Annotated in this window: 21 protein-coding genes and 5 tRNA genes; 13 read left to right on the top strand and 13 right to left on the bottom strand. The window is 75.1% G+C overall.

Going from position 1 to position 21,012, the window contains the following annotated elements:
* The first annotated feature begins 28 nt into the window (after window positions 1–28).
* Window positions 29–2,374, top strand: a complete 2,346-nt coding sequence (locus GCE86_RS12930) for a flippase-like domain-containing protein (RefSeq protein ID WP_154227185.1) — start codon at window positions 29–31, stop codon at window positions 2,372–2,374.
* A 4-nt stretch (window positions 2,375–2,378) separates the two neighbouring features.
* On the opposite strand, the gene GCE86_RS12925 is transcribed toward GCE86_RS12930, so the two are convergent.
* On the bottom strand, window positions 2,379–2,519 hold the full coding sequence (locus GCE86_RS12925; RefSeq protein ID WP_154227184.1) for a hypothetical protein: 141 nt from the start codon (window positions 2,517–2,519) through the stop codon (window positions 2,379–2,381).
* Between the two features lie 179 nt (window positions 2,520–2,698).
* Between GCE86_RS12925 and GCE86_RS12920 the strand changes: the two genes are divergently transcribed.
* Window positions 2,699–4,012 carry a D-alanyl-D-alanine carboxypeptidase family protein gene (locus GCE86_RS12920; RefSeq protein WP_154227183.1) on the top strand — a complete coding sequence of 438 codons (1,314 nt, stop codon included), beginning with the start codon at window positions 2,699–2,701 and terminating at the stop codon, window positions 4,010–4,012.
* On the opposite strand, the gene GCE86_RS12915 is transcribed toward GCE86_RS12920, so the two are convergent.
* Entirely contained in the window at window positions 4,009–5,034 is a 1,026-nt protein-coding gene (locus tag GCE86_RS12915; protein ID WP_154227182.1) for a LacI family DNA-binding transcriptional regulator, read from the bottom strand. The genes GCE86_RS12920 and GCE86_RS12915 overlap by 4 nt on opposite strands.
* Before the next feature lie 218 nt (window positions 5,035–5,252).
* On the opposite strand from GCE86_RS12915, the gene GCE86_RS12910 reads away from it, so the two are divergent.
* Window positions 5,253–6,218, top strand: a complete 966-nt coding sequence (locus tag GCE86_RS12910) for an acetylxylan esterase (RefSeq protein WP_154227181.1) — start codon at window positions 5,253–5,255, stop codon at window positions 6,216–6,218.
* A gap of 48 nt (window positions 6,219–6,266) precedes the next feature.
* Window positions 6,267–7,103, top strand: coding sequence for a M15 family metallopeptidase (locus GCE86_RS12905; RefSeq protein ID WP_154227180.1), 837 nt, complete (start codon window positions 6,267–6,269; stop codon window positions 7,101–7,103).
* A gap of 36 nt (window positions 7,104–7,139) precedes the next feature.
* Here the strand turns inward: GCE86_RS12905 and GCE86_RS12900 are convergent, their stop codons facing one another.
* Window positions 7,140–8,180: a M36 family metallopeptidase gene (locus tag GCE86_RS12900; protein ID WP_154227179.1), complete on the bottom strand. Its 1,041-nt coding sequence runs from the start codon at window positions 8,178–8,180 to the stop codon at window positions 7,140–7,142.
* 100 nt (window positions 8,181–8,280) lie between these two features.
* Here GCE86_RS12900 and GCE86_RS12895 point away from each other — a divergent pair, with 100 nt between their 5' ends.
* Complete coding sequence (locus tag GCE86_RS12895) at window positions 8,281–8,787, top strand: DinB family protein (protein ID WP_154227178.1); 507 nt, start codon at window positions 8,281–8,283, stop codon at window positions 8,785–8,787.
* 36 nt (window positions 8,788–8,823) lie between these two features.
* Here GCE86_RS12895 and GCE86_RS12890 read toward each other — a convergent pair whose 3' ends face one another.
* The gene (locus GCE86_RS12890; protein WP_154227177.1) at window positions 8,824–9,600 is read right to left on the bottom strand and encodes an alpha/beta hydrolase; all 777 of its coding nucleotides are present in this window, start codon (window positions 9,598–9,600) and stop codon (window positions 8,824–8,826) included.
* Between the two features lie 164 nt (window positions 9,601–9,764).
* On the opposite strand from GCE86_RS12890, the gene GCE86_RS12885 reads away from it, so the two are divergent.
* Window positions 9,765–10,154 carry a hypothetical protein gene (locus GCE86_RS12885; RefSeq protein ID WP_154227176.1) on the top strand — a complete coding sequence of 130 codons (390 nt, stop codon included), beginning with the start codon at window positions 9,765–9,767 and terminating at the stop codon, window positions 10,152–10,154.
* 149 nt (window positions 10,155–10,303) lie between these two features.
* Window positions 10,304–12,310 carry an elongation factor G gene (locus GCE86_RS12880; protein ID WP_154227175.1) on the top strand — a complete coding sequence of 669 codons (2,007 nt, stop codon included), beginning with the start codon at window positions 10,304–10,306 and terminating at the stop codon, window positions 12,308–12,310.
* On the opposite strand, the gene GCE86_RS12875 is transcribed toward GCE86_RS12880, so the two are convergent.
* On the bottom strand, window positions 12,288–12,899 hold the full coding sequence (locus GCE86_RS12875) for a DUF6058 family natural product biosynthesis protein (protein WP_154227174.1): 612 nt from the start codon (window positions 12,897–12,899) through the stop codon (window positions 12,288–12,290). The genes GCE86_RS12880 and GCE86_RS12875 overlap by 23 nt on opposite strands.
* Window positions 12,900–13,250: 351 nt before the next feature.
* Here GCE86_RS12875 and GCE86_RS12870 point away from each other — a divergent pair.
* From GCE86_RS12870 to GCE86_RS12845, 6 genes are all read left to right on the top strand, one after another.
* Window positions 13,251–13,322 (top strand) — tRNA-Trp (locus GCE86_RS12870).
* 104 nt (window positions 13,323–13,426) lie between these two features.
* Window positions 13,427–13,499, top strand: a tRNA-Pro gene (locus GCE86_RS12865).
* A 28-nt stretch (window positions 13,500–13,527) separates the two neighbouring features.
* Window positions 13,528–13,600 (top strand) — tRNA-Glu (locus GCE86_RS12860).
* Between the two features lie 27 nt (window positions 13,601–13,627).
* Window positions 13,628–13,701 (top strand) — tRNA-Gly (locus tag GCE86_RS12855).
* 30 nt (window positions 13,702–13,731) lie between these two features.
* Entirely contained in the window at window positions 13,732–14,928 is a 1,197-nt protein-coding gene (locus GCE86_RS12850; RefSeq protein WP_154227173.1) for an RtcB family protein, read from the top strand.
* A gap of 42 nt (window positions 14,929–14,970) precedes the next feature.
* Window positions 14,971–15,043 (top strand) — tRNA-Gln (locus GCE86_RS12845).
* Window positions 15,044–15,049: 6 nt separating this feature from the next.
* On the opposite strand, the gene GCE86_RS31625 is transcribed toward GCE86_RS12845, so the two are convergent.
* The 8 genes from GCE86_RS31625 to GCE86_RS12810 all read right to left on the bottom strand — a co-directional run bounded on the left by GCE86_RS31625 (window position 15,050) and on the right by GCE86_RS12810 (window position 20,967).
* On the bottom strand, window positions 15,050–15,214 hold the full coding sequence (locus tag GCE86_RS31625) for a hypothetical protein (protein WP_167537043.1): 165 nt from the start codon (window positions 15,212–15,214) through the stop codon (window positions 15,050–15,052).
* Window positions 15,211–15,432, bottom strand: a complete 222-nt coding sequence (locus tag GCE86_RS12840) for a helix-turn-helix domain-containing protein (protein ID WP_154227172.1) — start codon at window positions 15,430–15,432, stop codon at window positions 15,211–15,213. Before GCE86_RS12840 ends, GCE86_RS31625 begins: the two co-directional genes overlap by 4 nt.
* Window positions 15,432–15,911 carry a DUF2975 domain-containing protein gene (locus GCE86_RS12835; RefSeq protein ID WP_154227171.1) on the bottom strand — a complete coding sequence of 160 codons (480 nt, stop codon included), beginning with the start codon at window positions 15,909–15,911 and terminating at the stop codon, window positions 15,432–15,434. The genes GCE86_RS12840 and GCE86_RS12835 overlap by 1 nt, the downstream gene beginning before the upstream one ends.
* A gap of 74 nt (window positions 15,912–15,985) precedes the next feature.
* Window positions 15,986–16,879, bottom strand: a complete 894-nt coding sequence (locus GCE86_RS12830; RefSeq protein WP_154227170.1) for a Gmad2 immunoglobulin-like domain-containing protein — start codon at window positions 16,877–16,879, stop codon at window positions 15,986–15,988.
* Window positions 16,867–18,255 (bottom strand): sensor histidine kinase, encoded by a 1,389-nt coding sequence (locus GCE86_RS12825; RefSeq protein ID WP_154227169.1) that lies wholly within the window; start codon window positions 18,253–18,255, stop codon window positions 16,867–16,869. Before GCE86_RS12825 ends, GCE86_RS12830 begins: the two co-directional genes overlap by 13 nt.
* A 7-nt stretch (window positions 18,256–18,262) precedes the next feature.
* On the bottom strand, window positions 18,263–18,943 hold the full coding sequence (locus GCE86_RS12820; RefSeq protein WP_154227168.1) for a response regulator transcription factor: 681 nt from the start codon (window positions 18,941–18,943) through the stop codon (window positions 18,263–18,265).
* 92 nt (window positions 18,944–19,035) lie between these two features.
* Window positions 19,036–19,590 carry an AMIN-like domain-containing (lipo)protein gene (locus GCE86_RS12815; protein WP_154227167.1) on the bottom strand — a complete coding sequence of 185 codons (555 nt, stop codon included), beginning with the start codon at window positions 19,588–19,590 and terminating at the stop codon, window positions 19,036–19,038.
* A gap of 117 nt (window positions 19,591–19,707) precedes the next feature.
* A complete protein-coding gene (locus GCE86_RS12810) occupies window positions 19,708–20,967 on the bottom strand; it encodes an MFS transporter (RefSeq protein ID WP_154227166.1) in 1,260 nt (419 codons plus the stop codon).
* Between the last annotated feature and the right edge of the window lie 45 nt (window positions 20,968–21,012).

Genomic DNA, 21,012 nt, shown 5'->3' with positions numbered 1-21,012 from the left:
GCCCGCCCGCCGTCCGCTGACGCCGGCGATGCACCGGACCCATCGTCCGTCACCCGCGCCGGTCCTCGGCCTGCTCCTGTCCGGAGGACTGTTCGCGCTGGTCAGCGCCTGGGCACGGCACCGGCCGCCGGGCCGCTGGGAGCGGGACCTGTTCACGCTGGTGAACAACGTTCCCGGCCCGGCCGGCGCGGTGCTGGTGTCGGTCATGCAGCTCGGCGCCTACCCGGCGGTCCTGGTCGCGGCGGCGGTCGCGGCGGCGGCCCGGCAGTGGCGGCTGGCCCGGGACCTGCTGCTCGCCGGCAACCTGGCCTACTGGGGAGCCGTGCTGGCCAAGCTCCTGGTGGCCCGGGCCCGGCCGGCCGCCGTCCTGGCCGACATCCGGCTCCACGAGGCCGTCACCGGGCGGTACGGCTACCCGTCCGGGCACGTGGCGGTGGCGACCGCGCTCGTGGCGGTCCTCGACCCGGTGCTGCCCCGGCGGGTCCGCCCGCTCGCCTGGCTCGCGGTGGCCGCCGTCGGGGCGGCCCGGGTCTACGTGGGCGCCCACCTGCCGGTCGACGTGCTGGGCGGGTTCCTGATCGGCTGGTTCACGGCGAGCCTCACCCGGATCATCGTCGGTGACGTGGGGCCGGGCGGCACGGCGGGGCGCCTGCGGCAGGTGCTCCTCGGCCGTGGCATCGAGGCGGTCGAGTTGACCCCGGTCCGGGGCGACGCCCGGGGCTCCCGGCCGTTCCGGGTCACCACCGACGACGGCACGTGCCTCTTCGTGAAGGTGACCGGAGGCAGGCAGCGCGACGCCGACTGGCTCTACAAGCTCTACCGCCGGGTGCGCTACCGCGGGATCGCCGACGAACCGCCGTACGTGACCGCCAAGCAGAAGAACGAGCACGAGGCGTACCTCCTGCTGCGCGCCGAGCGGGCCGGGGTGCGGACGCCGCGCCTGGTCACCACCGCCACCGACCCGGCCGGGGACGCGCTGCTGGTGCAGGAGTTCGTGCCGGGCCGGCCGCTGGACGCGCTGGACCCGGCCGAACTCGGCCCGGACCTGCTCGACGACGTCTGCCGGCAGGTGGCCCGCCTGCACCGGGCCGGCCTGGCCCACCGCGACCTGCGGGCGGCCAACGTGCTGGCCGCGGACTCCACCGCGTGGCTGGTCGACCTCGGCTTCGGCACCGACGAGGCCACGGCCGACCAGCAGGCACGCGACCTGGTGGAACTCCTGGTCACGCTGGCGACGCTGGCGGGCGTACGACCGGCGGTGGCGGCCGCCGTCGGGCAGCTCGGCGCCGGCGCGGTGGCGGACAGCCTGCCGTGGCTCCAGCCCGCGCTGCTGTCCCGCGCCGGCCGGGCGCTCGCCGACCGCCGGCCCGGCGTGCTCGACGACCTGCACGACGAGATCGCCCGCCGCTGCCCCGGCCGGCCCGACCGCCTCGCCCGGGTCGTCCGGATCACCCGCCGGGACGTGTTCCTGCTCGTCATGCTCGGCCTGTTGGTGCACTTTCTGCTGCCGCAGCTCGGCCAGGTACGCGCCGCCCTGCACGCGGTGGTCCACGCCGATCCCCTCGCGGTGGCCGGGACGCTGTTCGCCTCGGCCGCCACCTACCTGCTGAGCGCGATGGCGCTGCGGCTCGCCGCCGCCGGGCGGGTGCCGCTCCGCCGGACGGTTGCGGTCCAGGTGGCCGCCTCGTTCGTCAACCGGCTCGCGCCGGGCGCGCTCGGCGGCGCCGCGCTGAGCATCCGCTACCTGCGCCAGCAGGGCCTGCCCGTGCCGGCGGCGGCCACCACGGTCGCCGTGGACCGGGCCGCCGGGGTGCTCGGGGTGCTGCTCCTGCTTCCGGTCCTGCTGCCGTTCGCCCGGGGCACCCGTCGACACCTCGTGAACGCGGTCACCGGGCGGGGCCTGACGGTGCGGCTGGTCGTGCTCGGGGTGCTGCTGGTCGTCGCCGTGGCCCTCGCCGTACCCCGGTGGCGGGCCTGGCTGCGCGCGGCCCGGCGGCAGGCCCGGGACGCCCTGCGCGCGCTGGTCCGCGGTGGCCGGATCCTGCCGCTGCTGAGCGTCAGCGTGGCGCTCACGCTCGCCTACGGGGCCGCGCTGTACCTGGCGCTGCTCGCCGTCGGCCTGCCGGCCGACCCGGCGCTGGTCGCGCCCGTGGTGCTGGTGTGCGTGGTGGGGGAGGGGGTGTCGACGGCCGCGCCGACCCCCGGCGGGTTGGGCGCCACCGAGGCGGCCCTGGTCTCCGGCCTGCTGCTCTACGGCATTGCGGTGAACACCGCCGTCGCCGGGGTGCTGGTCTACCGGCTCGCCACGTTCTGGCTGCCGGTGCTGCCCGGGTACGCGGCGTTGCGCCTGCTCGTCCGCCGTGGGGCCGTGTGACGGGTCAGGCGACCGCCTGCCCGGCGGACTCCGGACGGACCGGTTCGCCGCGTGCCGGGCCAGGTTCGGGCACCCGCAGCCCGACCCGTGCGCCCCCGTCCGGTGCGGTGCCGATGATGAGCCGGCCGCCGAGCGCACCGACCACCGCCCGCAGGCTGGCCAGGCCGAGCCCCGTGCCGGTGGCGGTCGGACGGCCCGGCCGCCCGGCCAGCAGGTCGGCGACCGCCTCCGGCCGGGTCGGGAAGCCTACCCCGCGCCGCTGTCCGCGTGACGCGAATTGCCGAGGCGGCGACCCGTTCGGGTCGGCGCGGCTAGCCTCCGGCCATGAGGACCTGGGGACCGTTCGCCGCGCTGGCCGCCGCCCTGCTCGTGCCGGCGTCGATGCTGCCCACGCCCGCGACGGCGGGCACCCGGACTGGGGCGTCCGTCCGCGGGCTGCCGGCGGGGGCGCCGCCCTGCCCGAACGTGCCGCCGGCGGCGACCCGGCCCCCGCAGCCGCCGCCCGCCGCCGGCCCGGCCGCGCGGGCCGTCGGCGGCGCCGCCCTGGCCACCACCGGCCTGGTCCTGCCGCCGGCCGCGCCCGCGCCGCCGGCGGTGACGGCGACCTCCTGGGTGGTCGCCGACCTCGACACCGGCGCGGTGCTCGGCGGCTGCGGACCGCACGAGTACGGCGTACCGGCCAGCGTGCAGAAGCTGCTGCTGGCCGCCACCATGCTGCCGAGGCTGGACCCGGACCGCGAGGTGACGGTCACCGACGAGGACCTGGACATCGAGCCGGGCAGCTCGGCCGTGGGGCTGGCCGCGGGCGGCCGGTACCGCGTCGAGACGATCTGGCTGGGGCTGCTGCTGAAGTCCGGCAACGAGGCGGCCAACGCGCTGGCCCGGCTGGGCGGCGGCCCGGACGGGAAGGCCGGCGGCGTCCGCGCGATGAACGAGGAGGCCCGGCGGCTCGGCGCGTTGCAGACGCACGCCGTCACGCCGTCCGGCCTGGACGGTCCGGGGCAGTTCACCAGCGCGTACGACCTGGCGCTGATCGCCCGGGCCTGCTTCGCCGACCCGGCGTTCCGCCGCTACACCGCCACCCGGACCGCGCAGGTCCCGGCCCAGCCGGCGCTGCGGGAGAAGGCCTTCCAGATTCAGAACGACAACATGCTGCTCGACCACTACCCGGGCGCGATCGGCGGGAAGACCGGCTTCACCGACCTGGCCCGGCACACGTACGTGGGCGCGGCCGAGCGCGGCGGCCGGCGGCTCGTGGTGACGCTGCTGGGTGCGGAGATCCCCCGGCAGCGTGGCTGGCAGCAGGGGGCCGCCCTGCTCGACTGGGGCTTCGGCCTGCCGCGGGACGCGGCGGTCGGCCGGCTGGTCGGCCCCGGCGAGCTGGACCGGGCGACCGCGTCGCCGGCGGCGGCCGCGTCGGCCCTCGCCGGGGGCGCGGGGCTCGGCGGCGCCGGCACCTCGGGGACCGGCGCCTGGCCGGGCGCCGGCCCGTCCGTCGCGGTCGGGGTGGTGCTGCTGGCCGGGGGAGGGGTGCTGCTGGCCCGGCGCCGCCGGCACGCCGCCGCCCTCGCCGCGACTCTGCCCGGTGCGACCGGCGGTGCCGACGAACCGGTCGACGACGGAGCGGGCTCCGGCTAGCCGGCGGCAGGGCGCGCGCTGCTGTCCCGTACCACCAGTTCGGTGGCCAGCTCGACGCGGAGCGACTCGGTCTCCTCGCCCTGGGCCAGGCGCAGCACCGTGCGGGCGGCGAGCCGGCCCATCTCCACGAGCGGCTGGCGCACCGTGGTCAGCGGCGGGGAGGCCCACCGGGCCTCCGGCAGGTCGTCGAAGCCGACGACGCTCACGTCGTCGGCGACCCGCAGGCCCCGGCGGCGGACCGCCTCGTAGACCCCGAAGGCCATCTGGTCGCTGGCCGCGAAGATCGCGGTCGGCGGGTCGTCGAGGTCGAGCAGCCGGCTGCCGGCGGTGAAACCGGAGGCGTGGTAGAAGTCGCCGGGCTGCACGAGCCGGTCGTCCAGCGGCACACCGGCCGCCTCCAGCGCGGCCCGGTAGCCGTCCAGCCGGGCGCGGCTGCACAGCAGGTGGGTCGGGCCGGCCACGAAGCCGATCCGGCGGTGGCCCAGCTCCAGCAGGTGCTCGGTGGCGGCCAGGCCGCCGGCCCAGTTGGTCGCTCCGATCGCCGGCACGTCGGTGCCCGGCACCCCGGTGGCGGGGTCGACCACCACCACCGGCACGTTGAGCCGGCGCAGCTGGGCGTGCACGGGCGGGGTCAGGTGCGAGGTCACCACGATGACCCCGTCCGAGGCGCGGGACCGCAGGTTCTGCAACCACTTCCGGGTCGAGGTCGACTCGCTGTGGATCGCCGAGACCACCGTGCCCACCCCGGCGGCGTGACCGACGTCCTCCACGCCCCGGATGATCTCCACGGCCCACGGGCTGTCCAGGTCGTTGAAGACCAGGTCGACCAGTTCCGCCCGGCGTACCGTGCGGCTGCCCCGGCGCCGGTAGCCGTGGTGGCGCAGCAGTTCCTCGACCCGTTCGCGGGTGCCTGGCGCGACGTCGGAGCGCCCGTTGAGCACCCGGGAGACGGTGGGCACGGAGACGCCGGCCTCCCGCGCGATCGCGGTGATGGTCACCCTGGGCGCGTCGTCCGTGTTCACCCGTGTCTCCTCCACCGGCCGGAAGTGCCGGCCGCGAACCCTGGACGGCGGGCCCGTCCCCCCGGCCATCCTGCCGTACGGGCGGGGGTTGACGACAGCACGGGGCGGCCCTACCGTTCCGGGAACTTGCAGGCCAGTTCCGGAAGATTGTCGGTACGTGCCGTCCCACCCCGAAAGGTCCGACGATGAGCAGACACGCCGTGACGGGGGAGTGAGGCGTGTTCACCGACCTGCCCGAGGCGCAACTGCGCGCCCACCGCAGCGACCTGCGCGAGCCCCCGGACTTCGACGCGTTCTGGGCCGACACCCTCACCGAGGCCCGGTCCTGCGGCGACCCGCTCGGGGTGACCCCGGTGGCCACCCCGCTGGCCGGGCTGGACGTCTTCGACGTGACCTTCCCCGGCTTCGCCGGCCAGCCGATCAAGGCGTGGCTGCGGGTGCCCCGGGACGCGCCGGGGCCGCTCCCGGCGATCGTGCAGTACGTCGGCTACGGCGGCGGGCGCGGCCACCCGCTGGAGAACCTGCTCTGGGCCGCCGCCGGGTTCGCCCACCTGCAGATGGACACCCGCGGCCAGGGGTCGGGCTGGAGCCGGGGCGACACCCCGGACATCGCCGGGGCCGGCCCGCAGGCCCCCGGGATGACCACCCGGGGCGTCGAGGACCCCCGCCGGTACTACTACCGCCGCTTCCTCACCGACGCGGTCCGGGCCGTCGACGCGGCACGCCTCCTGCCGGCCGTCGACCCGGCCCGGGTGGCAGTGCTGGGGCACAGCCAGGGCGGCGGGGCCGCGCTGGCCGCCGCCGCCCTCGTGCCCGACCTGCGGGCGGCGGTGGCGTACGTGCCGTTCCTCTGCGACATCCCCCGCGCCGTGACCGTCACCGACGCCGCGCCCTACCGCGAGATCCGGGACTACCTGGCGGTGCACCGGGACCGGGAGGAGCAGGTGCTGCGCACCCTCGGCTACGTCGACGGGGTCGCGTTCGCCCGCCGGGCGACCGTGCCGGCCCGCTTCTCCGTGGCGCTGATGGACGAGATCGTCCCGCCATCCACCGTCTACGGCGCCTACCACGACTACCGCGGGGCGAAGGAACTCGCGGTGTGGCGGTACAACGGCCACGAGGCGGGCGGCATCGACGACGACGTGGCGGCGCTCGACTTCCTCCGCACGGCGCTCGCCGCCTGAACCGCCGATGCCGCCCCGGGCCGGAGCGATGCTGGTAGACACGGCAGGGTGGGGACCGGGACACGGGTGGCCACGGCCCTGGCCGTGCTGGCCACGGCGCTCGCCGCCGGCTGCCAGCGGCCCGCCCCGCGCCCCGCGCCGTCCGCCACCCCGCCGCCCGCGCCGTCGGCCACTCCGGGCGGCCCCCGCGCCCCGGCCGACGTCGTCGACCTGGCCGCCGTCGACCCCGGCATCCGCACCGACATCCGGTACGCCACCGCGCACAACTTCGTCGGCCGGCCGATCACCGGCTATGCCGAGCCGCTCTGCCTGCTCACCCGCCGGGCGGCGGAGGCGCTGCACCGGGTGCAGGCCGCCGCCCTGGCGCAGGGCCGCAGCCTCAAGGTGTACGACTGCTACCGCCCCCAGCGGGCGGTGGACGAGTTCGTCGCCTGGGCCAAGCTCCCCGGCGAGCAGCAGATGAAGGGCGAGTTCTACCCGGACGAGCCGAAGAGCCGGCTGTTCGCCGACGGCTACATCGGCGCGCCGACCGCGCACAGCCGGGGCAGCACCCTGGACCTGACCCTGGTCCCGGTGCCCACCCCCGACCAGCCGGCGTACGTGCCGGGCCAGCCGCTGACCGCCTGCACCGCCCCGGCCGGCCGGCGCTTCCCGGACAACTCCGTCGACATGGGCACCGGCTTCGACTGCTTCGACCCCCGCGCGCACACCACGGACGCGCGGATCACCGGGGCGGCCCGGGACAACCGGCAGTTGCTGAAGCGGCTCATGACCGCGCAGGGCTTCGAGAACTACCCCCGCGAGTGGTGGCACTACCGGTACGTCGACGAGCCGTACCCGGACACGTACTTCGACTTCCCGGTGGCCCGGTCGTCGCTGCGGTGAGCGCCGCCCCGGCGGGGGCGGCGCCCACCGCGGCGGTCAGAGGATGCCGCGCGCGACGAAGGCGGCCCGGGTCGCGCTCGCGGCCTGGGCGCCGTAGAGACGCTGCGCGGCGGCCACGGTGGCCAGCGCCGCATCCCGGAAGGTGACGTCCGTGGTGAAGGCGAACTGCGCCTCCACGATCAGCGTGGTGGCCCGGCGGTCGCCGAGCGCGGTGCGGATGTCCCACAGCGCGCGGGACCAGATCTCGCCGTCCGCGTGCACCTCGCCCACCAGGTCGGCGGGGTAGACCTTGGTGCCGTCGAGGCGGCGCAGGCAGTGCGGGGCGGTGCGGGTGTAGGAGACCGAGTCCCAGTCGGCCACGCAGGCCTCCGGCGTCCTCGTCGGCACACCGGTGGCCCAGCTGGTCACCGCGACCGCCAGGTAGTCGCCGAACGCCTCGCCGATCGCGCCGGACTCCAGGGTGGTGCCGAAGCCGGGCACCTGACCGTCCTGCACCGAGTGGCCGTACTCGTGGACGATCACCTCGGCGTCCTCGCCGTCGTCGACGCCGCCCTTGCCGAGGGTGATGTTGGCCTTGTCCTCGCGGAAGAACGAGTTGTCGCCACCGTACTGGTCGATCCGCAGCTCGATCTGCCGCTGGTTGACCGGCCGCAGCGTGGAGCCGAAGCCGAGCGACTGGAGGTACGCCTGGGCCGTGTTGACCCAGTGGTAGCCCATCACCTGCTCGAACTGGTCGGCGTCGCGGTGCCAGGCCGGGTACGCGCCGTCGACGGCACGGGCCGGGGTGCCGGTCTTGCTCTTGACGACCACGTACTTCCCGGTGAGGGTGCCGGATCCGTCCAGGTTGGTCAGCCGCACCGACCGGTACGCCCCGGCGAGCGCCGGGTAGTCCGCGTCCTTCTGGTCGGTCAGCGACTGGTCGCCGAGCTGCTGGACGGGGTTCGGCGCGAAGACGGTGGCGCTCGCGGTGTGGTCGTAGGTGTCGCCGGTGGCCTGGGCGGTGGCGCCGCCGGCCACCAGCGCCGCGGTGACCGCCGAGGCGACCAGCGCGGAACGTCGGATGTGGGGGTGCATCATGATCCCTTCGGAGGCGGATCGGTGCGCTGAGACTAGGCTCCCCCGGGAGCACTGCCAAGCAACCACGAGCAGGCCGGCCGGCCTGCGAGGAGGGACACTCGTGGAGACCGAACGGATCGGCCCGCCGCTGCTGGCCGGGGAGCGGGAGACGCTGCGTGCCTTCCTCGACTTCCACCGCGCCACCCTGGCGATGAAGTGCGAGGGGCTGACCGACGAGGAGCTGCGGCGGCAGTCGTCGCCGCCGTCCACGCTGTCCCTGCTCGGCCTCGTGCGGCACATGGCCGAGGTCGAGCGCACCTGGTTCCGCCGGGTCATCAACGCCGAGGACATCCCGCTGATCTGGTCGGCGACGGGGGACTTCCAGGAGGCGTACGACGCGAGCGCGTCCAGCCGGTCGGAGGCGTTCGAGGCGTGGCAGCGGGAGGTCGAGCACGCCCGCCGCATCGAGCGTGAGGCCGAGTCGCTCGACGTCACCGGCCACCAGGCCCGCTGGGGCGAGGACGTCTCGCTGCGCCTGGTGATGCTGCACATGATGCACGAGTACGCCCGCCACAACGGCCACGCCGACTTCCTCCGCGAGGCCGTCGACGGCACCGTCGGCGTCTGACCCGCCGCCCGCCCGGGAGGCGCGGCGCCTCCCGGGTCAGCCGTTTCGTTGCAGCGGTAGCCAGGCCAGCACGTCCTGGATCTTCGCGTCCCAGTACGCCCAGTCGTGGTCGCCGGGGGAGAAGTCCACGGTGACCGGCACCCCGCGACGGTGGGCCGTGTCGACGAAGCGGGTGTTGTCGTCGTACAGGAAGTCCTTGGTGCCGCAGGCGACGTACAGGGCGGGCAGGTCGTCGCCGGCCCGCTCCAGCAGCGCCACGGTGTCGTCGTCCGGGCCGGCCACGTCCCGGTCGCCCCAGACGGTGTGCCAGACGGCGGGGTCCATGGGGCTCGTCGGGTGGTGGCGCCGGTGGGCCACGTTCAGGGCGCCGGACAGGCTGGCCGCCGCCGCGAACCGGTCCGGGTGGCGCAACGCCCACTTCATGGCCCCGTACCCGCCCATGGACAGGCCGGCCACGAAGGTGTCCTCGCGCCGGTCGGAGAGGCGGAAGAACGACCGGCTCACCTCGGGCAGTTCCTCGCTGAGGAAGGTCCAGTACCGGTTGCCGTGCGCCTCGTCGCAGTAGAAGCTCCGCTGCACCTGCGGCATCACCACGGCCAGCCCCAGCGGTGCGACGTACCGCTCGATCGAGGTGCGCCGGGTCCACACGGTGTCGTCGTCGGTCAGGCCGTGCAGCAGGTAGAGCACCGGCGGATCGCCGGCCGTGGCCGCGCCGGCCATGCCGATCCCGGCCGCGCCGTCGGGCAGCAGCACGGTCATCGAGGTGCCCATGCCGAGGGCCGTGGAGAAGAAGTCACAGCGGATCCGGGCCATGGAGCGGGAGCGTACCCGGCCCTGGACGCGGGCCCGATGGTGGTCGAATCGACCGTTCCTATTGCCGTGGGGCGTCCAGGGGGGACAGGATGACCAGGCGCGCCGGAAACACACCCGTAACCTGCGTGCAGCTGGTCTCTGTCACAAGGAAGTGGGAGTCAGTCATGAGCGACGTTTCGACGGCACTGGGTGTGCGCCTCTACCCGGACCTGGTCGAGCCGGGCGGCCTGGCTCCCGCCCTGGTGCAGACGGCGGCCCGGCACCAGCTCGACATCGGCCGGGTGACCGCCCCCGAGCAGGGGCGCAGCCGGTTCACCTGCGCCGAGGCGACCTCCGACCGGGGCGTCGTCTGCGTGAGCCTGGGCGCCCAGGCCCGCTACTTCATGATCGACCTGCGGGTCGACGGTGACGTCCAGGCCCGCGGCGACGCCACCGACCTGCTCCAGGTCGCCCAGGTGGCCGCCGCCTGGCGGGCCGGGTGCACGCTCGCCGAGCTGACCGCGCGCTACCCCTTCATGGAGGAGATGAAGCGCCACCCGGTGGCGCACGCCTGACAGCCCACCCGCAGTTAATCGGTTGCCGGCGCCCCGTGCCGGTTGCTGCAATCGACCACGACGCACCTGGAAGGAGGAGCTCGAGATGCGAGCCGCGTGCATGTCCCCGCAGAAGCGAATCACCGCCGACCTCAAGGACATGACGCTGCGTGAAAACCCTCAATCTCGGCATCCTCGCCCATGTCGACGCCGGTAAGACGAGCCTGACCGAACGGCTGCTGCACAGCGCCGGGGTCATCGACGAGCCCGGCAGCGTCGACGCCGGCAACACCCGCACCGACACGCTGGCGCTGGAGCGGCAGCGGGGCATCACCATCCGGTCCGCCGTCGTCTCCTTCGCCGTGGCCGGGACCACCGTCAACCTCATCGACACGCCCGGCCACCCCGACTTCATCGCCGAGGTGGAACGCGTGCTCGGCGTGCTCGACGGGGCGGTGCTCGTGGTGTCCGCCGTCGAGGGCGTCCAGGCCCAGACCCGGGTGCTGGCCCGCACCCTGCGCCGCCTCGGCATCCCCACCCTGTTCTTCGTGAACAAGGTCGACCGGGCCGGCGCCGATCCGGAGCGGGTGCTGCGCCAGCTCGCCGACCGGCTCACCCCCGACGTCGTCGCCCTCGGCCGGGTCGACGCCGCCGGCACCCCGGGCGCGACGTGGGTCCCGCACCCGCCCGGCGACCCCGGCCACCACGCCCGCCTCGTCGACCTGCTCTCCGCGCACGACGACGCGCTGCTGGCCGCGTACGTGGCCGACGAACGGGCGGTCACCCCGCACCGGCTCCGGACGGCGCTCGCCGCGCAGGCCGTGCGCGCCCGGGTGCACCCGGTGCTCGCCGGCTCCGCCATCACCGGGGCCGGGGTGGCCGACCTGATCGACGCGGTCACCGGGCTGCTCCCCGCCACCGCCGGGGACGTCCACGCCCCGCTCTCCGGCGCCGTCTTCAAGGTCGAGCGCGGCCCGGCCGGGGAGAAGGTGGCGTACGCCCGGATCTTCGCCGGCACCGTGCGGGTCCGCGACCGGATCCGGCACGGCGACGGCCAGGAGGCCCGGGTCACCGCCCTCGGTGTCTTCGACGGCGGCGACGCGACGCCCGCCGACGCGGCGGGTGCCGGCCGGATCGTCCGGCTGCACGGCCTGGCCGGCGTCCGCGTCGGCGACGTGCTCGGCGCGCCGCCCGAGCGCCCGGCCGCCCGGCGCCACTTCGCCCCGCCCACGCTGGAGACCGTCGTCGAGCCGGTACGCCCGGCCGACCGCCCGGCCCTGCACGCGGCGCTCACCCAGCTCGCCGAGCAGGACCCGCTGATCAACCTGCGCCAGGACGACCGGCGCCAGGAACTCGCCGTGTCCCTCTACGGCGAGGTGCAGAAGGAGGTCATCGAGGCCACCCTCGCCGACGACTACGGCGTTCCGGTCACCTTCCGGGAGACCACCACCGTCTGCGTGGAGCGGGTCACCAGCGCCGGCGCGGCCGTCGAGTGGATCGGCCGGGAGCCCAACCCGTTCCTCGGCACCGTCGGCCTGCGCGTCGAGCCCGGGCCGGTGGGTGGCGGCGTCGAGTTCCGGCTCGGCATCGAACTCGGCTCGATGCCGCCGGCCTTCCTCAAGGCGATCGAGGAGACGGTCCGGGAGACCCTGCGGCAGGGGCTGCACGGCTGGGCCGTCATCGACTGCGTGGTCACCCTCACCCACGGCGGCTACTGGGCCCGGCAGAGCCACGCCCACGGCGTGTTCGACAAGAGCATGTCCAGCACGGCCGGCGACTTCCGGAACCTCACCCCGCTGGTGCTGATGACCGCCCTCACCCGCGCGGGCACCCGGGTGCACGAGCCGGTGCACCGGTTCCGGCTCGACCTCCCCGCGGATCTGTTCGGCACGGTGCTGCCCGCGCTCGCCGGGCTCGGCGCGACACCCCGCGGCAGCACCCTGCGTGGCGCCGCCTACGTCATCGAGGGGGAGGTCCCCGCCGGGCGGGTGCACGCGCTGGACCAGCGGCTGCCGGGGCTGACCCGTGGCGAGGGCGTCCTGGAGGCCGAGTTCGACCACTACCGCCCGGTACGCGGACCGGCCCCGAGCCGGCCCCGCTGGGACCACGACCCGCTGCACCGCCGGGAGTACCTGCTGGCCGTCGCCCGCCGGGTCACCGGACGGTCGGCGCGCTGACCGGTCGTGGATACCGGGCACGCACCCCGTCCACGCAGGTGTCACGGGAGGTCGGCCCGCCGAACCGGAGCCGGTCGTAGCCGGTGAACGCCGGCTCCAGCGCGTCCAACTCGTCGACCAGCGCGTGCAGCCGGTCGAGCCAGGTCGCCGACCCGGCGTCCGGCTCGGCCGGCGCCGCACCGATCGCGGCGGTCAGATCGTCCTTGCGCCGGATCGACTCGGGCGTCACCGAGCGCAGGCAGACGTACCGGCCGCTCAGGTAGGCGTCCCACTCCTCCGCGCCGCGCGCCGGGTCGGCCCAGTGGGAGACGAACCACCCGGGCAGCGCGTCCACCCCGCCGGCCCGCTCCGCCAGCGCGAACAGGTCCGCCGGGACCATCTCCGCGCCGTCCGAGCGCAGATAGCCCGGCAACGGCAGCCGCCGGTCCAGCATCAACCGGCGTACGCCGTCCGGGTCCCGCCCGGCCGCCGCGCAGAGCGCGTCGAGCGTCACGAACTGCCCGCTGACGTACGCGTCGTCCGCCGCCGTCATGGGGTGCTCCCCGTTGACCTCCCGGAACCGCTCGGCCACCCGGCGCCGCCAGTCCATCCCGTGCTCCTTTCGTCCGCCCGCCGCGAGGCTATCGGCGCCACCGTTCGGCGCCGGCCGAACCGTCCCCGCGAAATACGTTGCGGGGCTCCCGGACCCGCCCGTACCGTGAACGGGCCAAGGTCAACCCGAGCCACCACCCAGGAGCACACCGTGTCGCAGCAGAACCGCACCCGAGCCGAGCGGCCCGCGCCGCGCGGCGGTGCCCTGCCGCGCGAAGCGGGCCAGGGTCGCTGCCGACGGCAGCAGTGGCAACCGGGGTGGTGGCGCGACTAGCGCCGGCGCGACACACACGCGCAGCCGCCCGCCCCGAGACCAGGGACCGGGCGGCTTTTCTCGTCACCGGGTCCGAGGGGCGTAGCTCAACGGAAGAGCACCGGATTCCAAACCCGACGGTTGCAGGTTCGAGTCCTGTCGCCCCTGCCTCACCCTGTCCCGACCGCTGGCCGGCGACGTCGCTTCTTCTCAACTCCACAGTGGACGGCATGAGCACGACCCCGGCCGGCGCTCGCGCGCCGGCCGGGCAACCGGGACGAGGGAGCTGGCTGACCCGCTCGCCTTGGGCGCGAGAGACACGCGGTTCGATTCCGCGGTCCCGGACACACGCGGACGGCAGCCGCCGTCCCGCGGGCCGTTGGAGCAATTGGCAGCTCACCCGGTTCTCACCCGGGAGGCTACGGGTTCGAGTCCCGTACGGCCTACGCCTGGTCCCGCCCCGGGACCACCACGCGGTTGTAGCGCAGTCAGGCAGCGCGTCACCTCGCCATGGTGAAGATCGCCGGTTCGAATCCGGCCAACCGCTCGGACAACACCCCTGAACGAGGAGACGACGATGGGTTTCACCCCGCTGGCCGGTACCCGGGCGCCGGTCCGGGTCTGGACCGACCCCTACACGATCGAGGCGCAGGCGGCCCGGCAGCTGCGCAACATCGGCACGCTGCCCTGGGTGCACGGCGTCGCCGTCATGCCGGACGTGCACTTCGGCAAGGGCGCCACGGTGGGCTCGGTCATCGCCATGCGGCAGGCCGTCTCGCCGGCCGCGGTCGGCGTCGACATCGGCTGCGGCATGTCCGCGGTGCGCACCTCGCTCACCGCGGCCGACCTGCCCGACGACCTCGGCCCGCTGCGGAGCGCCATCGAGGCGGCCATCCCGGTCGGCTTCGCCATGCGCGCCGACGCGGTCGACCCGCGCCGGATCCGTGGGCTGGAGCAGGGCGGCTGGGACGACTTCTGGCGCTTCGGCACCCTCGACCGGAAGGTGGCGCAGCTGGAGACCCGGGCCCAGCGCCAGCTGGGCACCCTCGGCGGCGGGAACCACTTCATCGAGGTCTGCCTGGAGCAGGGCGGCCCGGACGACGGCCGGGTCTGGCTGATGCTGCACTCGGGCTCCCGCAACATCGGCAAGGAACTCGCCGAGCGGCACATGGCGGTGGCCCGCGGGCTGCCGCACAACGTGGACCTGCCCGACCGGGACCTCGCGGTGTTCCTCGCCGGCACCCCGGAGATGGACGCCTACCGCCGGGACCTGTGGTGGGCGCAGGAGTACGCGCGCCGCAACCGGGCCGTCATGCTCGCCCTGCTCTGCGGGGTGGTGCGGGACGAGTTCCCGCAGGTCGGCTACGACGAGCCGATCTCCTGCCACCACAACTACGTGGCGGAGGAGAGCTACGACGGGGTCGAGGTGCTGGTGACCCGCAAGGGCGCCATCCGGGCCGGCCGGGGCGACCTGGGCATCATCCCGGGGTCGATGGGCACCGGGTCGTACGTCGTGCGCGGCAAGGGCAACCTCGACGCGTACTGCTCGGCGTCGCACGGGGCCGGGCGGCGGATGTCGCGGGGGCAGGCGAAGCGGACGTACAGCACCGCCGACCTGGCGGCGCAGACGGCGGGCGTGGAGTGCCGCAAGGACGCCGGGGTGGTCGACGAGATTCCCGGCGCGTACAAGGACATCACCCAGGTGATGGCTCAGCAGGAGGACCTGGTCGAGGTGGTCGCCCACCTCAAGCAGGTCGTCTGTGTGAAGGGTTGAACCGACCGGCGCCCCCGGAGGGGGAGGGGCGCCGGTCGCCCATGCGAGCTGGTGCAACCAGGCAGCACATCCGACTCTGGATCGGGGAATTGAGGTTCGAATCCTCAGCTCGCAGCGACACCTACCGGCTGCGCCGGGCGATGCGGACGCCGATCGCCACGGCGCCGATGACGAGCAGGCCGGCCAGGAGCTGGAGGCCGGGCGAGTCGTCGGCCTCCCCGTAGACGAGGCCGGCGACGCCGAGCGCGACGGCCAGGAGAGCTACGACGGCGAGCACGTACCTCATCGGCCTTCTCCCTCATCCTCGACCCATTCGAGCAGGTCGCCGGGCTGGCAGTCCAGCACCCGGCACATGGCTTCGAGGGTGCTGAAGCGGACGGCCTTGGCCCGGCCGTTCTTCAGCACCGCGACGTTGGCCGGGGTGAGGCCGACCCGCTCGGCGAACTCGCCGACGCTCATCTTGCGTCGGGCCAGCTCGACGTCGATGCGGACGACGATGGGCATCAGATCACCGCTTCCATGTCGGTCCGGAGCGTGGTGGCCTGCCGCAGCAGCTCCCGCATCACGACCATGAGCAGCCCCAGCACGGTCACCCCGGTCACCAGCAGGAACAGCAGGAGCGGCAGGCCCGGGTCGTCCGCGTTGAAGCCGACGTAGAGGAAGACGCCCACGAGTACCGCCCACGCGGCGGCGATGGCCCACACGATCGCATCCACCCAGGCCAGGGACGCCTCGCTGAAGATGCGGTCGTTCTTGACCAGGGTGAGCAGCTTCCAGGTGCACGCGATCACCACCTGGATGCAGAGCACCCAGAACACCGTCACGGCGGTCGCCGGCCACCTCAGGTAGGCCATGTCCGGGTTCTCCCTGGCCATGTGCGCGAACTGCCCGGGCAGCGACATGACCTGGAACAGGACCAGGATCCCGAACAGCAGCACGAGGAAGGCTTTGAGCGGAGCCACCGCCCGTTGAGCTGTGAACATGCATCGACTATCGCGCGGAACCTATCGAAAGTCAATCGGTTCCGACCGACTGTGCCGTCCGCTGTGGGGTCGCGTCACCGGGCGGCGGTCAGCTCGACCGGTACGCGCACCACGTTGACCCGGGAGCCGTCGCGCGCCGACACCTCGTACACCTCGACCGTGCCCCGCCCGGCCGCCGCGCGCCGGTAGCGGACGTCCAGCCGGTAGGCGCCGCGGCAGCCGGAGCCGCAGGAGGCCGTCGTGAACCCGGTGCCGATCTCGCGGCCCGCCGCGTCCAGCACCCGGACGCTCACCGTCGCCTCGAACACGTCGGCGGTGCCGCTGACGGTCACCGGGCTGGCGACCCGGTCGCCGATCGCCGGGGCGGTCACCACGATGGGGGGCAGCAGGTCGGCGTAGTCGTCCCGCCCGGTCGCCGCGTCGGTCGGCGCGAAGGCCACCCGCCGGACGGTGGGGAACTGGGTGAGCGTCCAGACCACCTGGGCGCGGCGCAGCCGGGCGTCCGTCGCCCCGTCGGCGTCGAACCCGGCCGGCGGGACCAGGGTCGCCACCCCGCCGGCGATTCGGGTCACCTGCGTGCCGGGGGGCACCAGGGTGGTGAGGCCGGTGGCGCTCTCGGCCGGGGACGGGCCGGCGGCCAGTTCGGTGAGCGCCAGCCGGGAGGTGGCCACGGTGGCCGGCAGCGTACGCCGGGTGGGCACGAGTCTGCCGCCCCGGGCGAACCAGAGCTGCACGGTCAGCGTCCCGTCCGCTCCGGTCGCGGCGGGGGTGGTCGCCGTACCCGTCGTGGCGGGTGTGCCGGGGACGCCCGTCGCGGGCGGGATCGGCGGGGGCGTGCCGTCCGGCGCGGCGGCGGTGGTGGTCGGCGACGGGCCGGCCGGGGCGGGCCCGAGGGTGCCGGTGCGGGGCGGGGCGCAGCCGGCGGTGAGCAGCAGCAGCGCGGCGAGCGGTGGGATCAGGCGTCGCATGAGGTGTCCCCGGTGTCGAGCGGGAGGGTGAGGCGGAAGCGGGTGCCGTGGCCGACCTCGCTAGCCACGTCGAGCCGGCCGCCGAGCAGCCGGGCGTTCTCCCGGGCGATGGCCAGGCCGAGCCCGCTGCCGGGCCCGGTGCGGGCCGGATCGGCCTTGTAGAACCGGTCGAAGATGTGGGCCAGGTGCTCGGCGGGAATGCCCGGCCCGCGGTCGGCGACCGAGACGACGAGTTCGGCGCCGGTGTGCCGGATCTCGGCGCGCAGGTCGCCGCCGCCGTGTTCGATCCCGTTGGCCACCAGGTTGCTGAGGATCCGTTCGAGCCGGCGCGGGTCGGTCACCACGGGCGGCGCGTCGCCGTCCACGCGGGCCCGCGAGTCGGGGTGGCCGGCGACGATCCGGCGCAGCAGCGCGCCGACGTCCACCGGGCGGGTGGCGAGCACCTCCCGGCCGGCGTCCAGGCGGGAGATCTCCATGAGTTCCTCGACCAGCCGGCGCAGCCGGACCACATCGGCCACGAGCAGTTCGGCGGCGCGGCGGGCGTCGGCCGGGAGGGCGTCGAGCTGGTCGGCCAGCAGCGAGGCCGCCGCCACCAGGGCGGTGACCGGGGTACGCAGCTCGTGCGCCACGTCGGCGGTGAACCGGCGCTCCCGCGCCTGCGCCCGGGACAGCGCCTCGATCTGGTTCTCCAGCGCCTCGGCCATCTCGTTGAAGGAGGTGGCCCAGGCGCTGAACTCGTCCCGGCCGCGCACCGGCAGCCGGGTGTGCAGCAGCCCCTCGGCGACGGCCCGCGCGGCCCGGCTGGCCCGGCCGACGGGTTCCAGGGTGCGGCGGGCGAGGGCGTTGCCCACGCCGGCGGCGAGCAGCACGACCACCGCCCAGCCGACGATCGAGGCGGTGCGGAGCTGGTCGAGGGCGTCGACGAGGTCGTCCTCGACGGTCACCACGTACAGCTCGGCCGTGGAGCCGGGGATCCGGCCGCCGACGACGAGCAGGTGGGGCCGGCCGGCGGTGCGCTGGAAGCCGAGCTGCCCGGCGGCGACGGCAGCCCGCAGGTCGGGGTCGGGGGTGGGGGCGTACCGGGGGTTGGACGCCTCGGTCTCCCCGGCGACCAGCACCACGTGGCGGCCGGACTCCTCGAAGCTGGCCAGCAGGTCGGCCCGGCGGGTGTCGGTCAGCGGCAGGAACTGCGCGGCGACCACGAGCTGGTAGCGGGCGTCGGCGTCGGCGCGTTGCAGCGAGCCGTCGAACCGGGCCTGGCGCAGCATGAGGTAGGAGCCGGCGGCCAGCGCCCCCGCGGACATGCCGGCCACGAGGACGAACGCGACGACGAGCCGGCGCCGCAACCGCCCGGGCACGACCCTGCCGGCCGCCATGGCCCGCTCACCCCGTCGACAGCTTGTAGCCGGCCCCGCGGACCGTCCGGATCAGGGTCGGCGCCCCGGGGTCGTCCTCGACCTTGGCGCGCAGGCGCTGCACGGCCACGTCGACCAGCCGGGAGTCGCCGAGATAGCTGTGTCCCCAGACCCGGTCGAGCAGCAGCTCGCGGGTGAACACCTGGCCGGGTCGCCGGGCCAGCTCCAGCAGCAGCCGGAACTCGGTGGCCGTCAGGGTCAGCTCGCGGCCGTCCCGGCGGGCCACGAAGCGGGCCGGGTCGATCTCCAGCGGCCCGGCCGTCACGGTGGTCTCGGGGGCCGGCGCGACGGTCCGGCGGAGCACGGCGCGGACCCGGGCGACCAGCTCCGGCAGGTCGAACGGCTTGCGGAGGTAGTCGTCGGCCCCGCACTCCAGGCCGACCACCACGTCGATGGTGTCGGTGCGGGCGGTGAGCATGAGAATCGGCACCTGACTGGTGCGCCGGATCTCCCGGCACACCTCGAATCCGTCGAGGCGGGGAAGCATCACGTCGAGCACGATGAGGTCGACCGGGCCGGCCCGCCACGCGGCGAGGGCGGCCGGGCCGTCGGCGGCGGTGGCCACCCGGAACCCGGCCCGGCGCAGGCCGAGGGCCGTCACCTCCCGGATGGAGGCGTCGTCCTCGACGACCAGCACGCGGCCCTCCATGACCACCCAGGGTAGTCCGGTGCGACGCCGCGAGGCGTGGCCGCAACGGACGGTGATGAGGGGCCGGTCGGCCCCTCTCACCTGGGGGAAGGTCACGCCTGCCACTGGTGGGCCACGTCGATCACGATGCGGCTGTGCGTGCCGGGGCCGCTGAGCACGAAGACCCGGAACGGCAGCCGGGCGCGGACACCCACGGCGAACGTCGTGTAGCCCTCGAAGCTGCCGCCGAAGACGACGTCCCGCAGCGTGCGGTAGCCCAGTACCGTCGCGGCGTGCTCACCGGCGCGGTAGGGCAGCGTGCCGACGTGCTGGTCGTCGTACGCGGGCGCCCGCAGCGACACCGACAGCAGCGCGCCACCGGCGGTGTACGGGCTGAGCGCAAGCCCCTGCCCCTCGGTGTACGTCTCGCCGTAGGCGACGGAGTAGCCGTCGGCCGGGCCGGCGAACTCGAAGACCACCCGGTCGTAGCAGTCGTGCCGCCCGGTGCGGACCTCGATCAGCGGACCGCTGCTGAGGCTGCCGGCCGTCCTGGCCGTGCTGCCCCAGGTGATCCCGCAGTACGGCGCCGCCGCGGTCGCGCCGCTCGTGCCGGCGACCAGCCCGCCGAGCACGACGACCAGCGCCAGCAGTGTTCTCCTCAGTCTCATGGTGGCCTCCCTGGCGGTGTGCGGGGACCCCGTCCGGCGTCCCTGCCCCGACGGTCGGCTGGCCGTGCCACAGCGGCTTCGCAGCCGCGTAACCGCCAGGTAACAGCGGTACGGATGTCAGCCGGCGGTCGGGGGCAGCCGGTCCGGGTCGGGCAGCGTGCGCACCGGGGAGCGGTACAGCGGCAGCCAGGTGAGGGCGGCGCCGATCGCGCCGACCCAGAGCGGGGTACGCGGGCCGGCGTACTCGCCGAGCAGGCCGGCCAGCCCGGCGCCGACCGCGATCGCTCCGGTGAGCAGGAACCGGAAGGTGGCGTTCATCCGGCCGAGCAGCGCGTCCGGGGTGGCCCGCTGCCGCAGGCTCACGCCGATCACGTTGCCGATCCCGGTCCGCCAGGCCAGCGCCAGCCAGCCGAGGCCCGCGAGCCACAGCCACGCTCCGGTGTCGACCAGCGCGACCAGCGCGCCGGCGGGCGCCACCAGCAGCCCGGGCAGCCAGAGCGCCCGGCCGTGTCCAATCCGGGCGGCCAGCGGGCGTGCGGTCACCGCGCCGAGCAGCGCCCCGACCCCGCCGGCGCCGAGGAATAGCCCGAGCGCGCCGGCGCCGAGGCCGAGGTCGCGCAGGAACACCACCGGCAGCATGGTGGTCATCAGGTTCACGGTGAGGTTGATGCCGGCCAGCGACACGGCCAGTGGTCGCAGCAGCGGGTTGCCCAGCACGTGCCGGACGCCCTCGGCGAGCTGCCGGCCGAAGCCGTCCGCCGGCCGGTTCCGTCCGGTCCCGGCGGTGGCGGTGGGGCGTACCCGGGTGAGGGCGAGCGCCGAGAGCAGGTGGGTGACCGCGTTCAGGGCCAGGGCGAGCGGGGCGCCGAGCCACTGCACGAGCAGGCCGCCGAATCCCCGGCCGCCGATCTGGATGGTGGCGTTGGTCGTCATGAGCAGCGAGTTCGCCGCCACCAGGCGGTCCCGGCCGACCAGTTCCGGCAGGAAGCTCTGCGCGGCCACGTCACCGAAGACCGTGCCGACGCCGGTGAGCAGCACGACCGCGTAGAGCTGGCCGAGGGTCAGCACGTCCGCCCACCAGGCCAGCGGGATCGAGGCGTACAGGGCGGCGCGGGCCAGGTCGGCGGCGACCATCACGGTCCGGCGGGGCGACCGGTCCACCCAGACCCCGGCGGGCAGCCCGACCAGCAGGAAGGCGGCGGTGCTGAGCGCCGCGAGCAGGCCGACCTGGCCGGGCGTGGCGGCGAGCACGGACACGGCCAGCACCGGCACGGCCAGGTAGCCCACCTGGAAGCCCAGGCTGTCGGTCAGGTTGGCCGCGTAGACGTAGCGGAAGGGGCGGGGCCAGCGGGTGGGTGCCGGGACGGTGGCGGTCATGACAGGGACCCTGGTCGGGGGAGCCGCCGTGGTCGATAAGTTTGA

This window comes from Micromonospora terminaliae (assembly GCF_009671205.1).
GTDB lineage: Bacteria > Actinomycetota > Actinomycetes > Mycobacteriales > Micromonosporaceae > Micromonospora > Micromonospora terminaliae.
This window is presented reverse-complemented; position numbering and strand designations above follow the sequence as displayed.